Consider the following 2,194-nt stretch of genomic DNA (forward strand, 5'->3'; position numbering starts at 1 on the left):
GGCTGGGGCTGGGCGAACCCCGCTCGGGCCCCGCCCAGCTGACCGCCCTCGCCACCCTCGCCTGCGCCACCGCCATCCGCAGGGCCAGGCCCCTGCTCGCCTTCCTCCTCGCCGCCGCCCTCGGCCTCCTCACCGCCCCCTCCCTCTTCACCCTCTCCTTCGGGCCGGCCCTCGCCGTCTTCGCCCTGCTCCTCGGCCGCCGCGCGGCCCGCGCCCGCCCCGCGCTCCTCGCCTTCGGCGCCCTCGCCGTCCTCGGCACGGCCAAGATCGCCGTACGCGACGTGGACCCCGTGGTCGAGTGGCTCGTCCTCATGGGGACCCTCGTCTTCGGCACGGTCTTCCCCTGGCTCGCCGGCCGCTACTGGCGTCAGGCCCGCGAACTCGCCGCCGCCGGCTGGACCCGTGCCGACCAGCTGGAACGCGAGCAGCGCATCGTCGCCGACCGGGCGCGGCTGCGCGAACGGGCCCGTATCGCCCAGGACATGCACGACTCCCTGGGCCACGAACTGAGCCTGATCGCCGTCCGCGCGGGCGCCCTCCAGGTCGCCCCGGACCTCCCGGACCCGCACCGCGAGGCCGTCGCCGACCTCCGCGCGGCCGCCTCGCACGCCACCGACCGGCTGCACGCCATCATCGGCCTGCTCCGCGAGGACGACGACGAACGGGCCCCGCTCGCCCCGACCGGTGAAAGCGTCGCCGACCTCGTCACCCGCGCCGCGGAGTCCGGCCTCCAGATCGCCTACGAAGATGACCGAGGAGATGAACGACCAGTAACGGGACTCGATTCCGGTGGCGCCGAGCCGACCGAACGTACCCTCCACCGCGTCGTCCAAGAAGCCCTCACCAACGCCGCCAAACACGCACCCGGCGCCCCCGTCACCGTCACCGTGCGACGCGGCGGCACCTCGACGGCGGTCACCGTCACCAACGGCCGCCCCGAGCACCACGGTTCACCCTCCGACGGCGGCACCGGCCTGCGCGGACTGCGCGCCCGCGTCACCGACCTCGGCGGCACCTTCGACGCGGGCCCGCACGGCGACGGCTTCCGGGTCACCGCGCGCCTGCCCGCCGAGGGCCTGACCCCCGCGCCCCCGCACCCCGGCGCCCACCTCGCGTACGCGCGCCGCCGCACCGTCCTGGCCTTCGGCGTCGCCGTCACCACGGGCGTACTGCTCGTCGGAGGAACCTTCGCCTGGTACGCGTACTCCCGGACCCACTCGGTCCTCGACCCCGCCGACTTCGCGCGCCTGCGCGTCGGTGAGCCGCGCGCCGAGGCCGAGCGCGTCCTGCCGGACCTGGCCTCCTCCGACCCGCCGGTCGAACGCGCGCCGAGCCCGCCGCCCGCCGGCGCCGACTGCGCGTACTACCGCGCGAGCGGCGAACTCTTCACCGCCGTCCCCTACTTCAGGATCTGTTTCGACCAGGGCGGATCGGGCGACGGCGGCGCCCGGCTCGTGGACAAGACCGTGATTCCCACGGCTGACGAGATGAGCAAGGAGCGTGTGCGGTGAACGAGGCCATCCGGGTCCTGCTGGCCGACGACGAGGCCATGATCCGCGCGGGTGTGCGCGCGATCCTCGCGGCGGGCGGGGACATCGAGGTCGTCGCGGAGGCCGCCGACGGGCGCGAGGCCGTCACCCTCGCGCAGGCCCACCGGCCCGACGTGGCGCTGCTCGACATCCGTATGCCGCGCCTGGACGGTCTCGCGGCGGGCGAGGAGATCGTCCGTACGGTGCCGGGCACCGCCGTCGCCATGCTGACGACTTTCTCCGAAGACGCTTACGTGGCACGGGCGCTGGGCGGCGGAGCCACCGGTTTCCTGCTGAAGTCCGGCGATCCGCACGAACTCATCGCGGGCGTACGGGCGGTGGCGGGCGGCGCCGCCTTCCTCTCGCCCAAGGTGGCCCGGCACGTCATCGACGGCTACGGCGCCCACCGCATGGGACGCGGCGCCGAGGCCCGCGCCCGCGTCGACTCCCTCACCCCGCGCGAACGCCAGGTCCTCGGCCTGGTCGGCGCGGGCCTGTCCAACCCGGAGATCGCCGCGCGGCTGCACCTGGTGGAGGGCACGGTCAAGGCGTATGTGAGCGCGGTCCTCGACCGGCTGGGGGTCAAGAACCGCGTGCGGGCGGCGATCGTCGCGTACGAAGCGGGGCTCGTCCCGGAACCGGAGTAAGCCCCGCCCCCTCCAAGC

At 75.0% G+C, this 2,194-nt stretch carries 2 protein-coding genes; both read left to right on the top strand.

Annotated features, from left to right (window positions below):
* Nucleotides 1-1,511, top strand: a 1,511-nt coding sequence (locus GKQ77_RS31890) for a sensor histidine kinase (protein ID WP_443728936.1), incomplete at its 5' end; no start/stop codon positions are given.
* Between the two features lie 38 nt (nt 1,512-1,549).
* On the top strand, nt 1,550-2,176 hold the full coding sequence (locus tag GKQ77_RS31895) for a response regulator (RefSeq protein WP_372460044.1): 627 nt from the start codon (nt 1,550-1,552) through the stop codon (nt 2,174-2,176).
* Nucleotides 2,177-2,194 lie beyond the last annotated feature (18 nt).

Source organism: Streptomyces anatolicus, from assembly GCF_019400875.1.
GTDB lineage: Bacteria > Actinomycetota > Actinomycetes > Streptomycetales > Streptomycetaceae > Streptomyces > Streptomyces anatolicus.

Bases quoted from the DNA above. Each gene is read 5' to 3' on its own strand.
- GKQ77_RS31895 (WP_372460044.1), top strand. From the start codon at position 1,550: ATGATCCGCGCGGGTGTGCGCGCGATCCTCGCGGCGGGCGGGGACATC.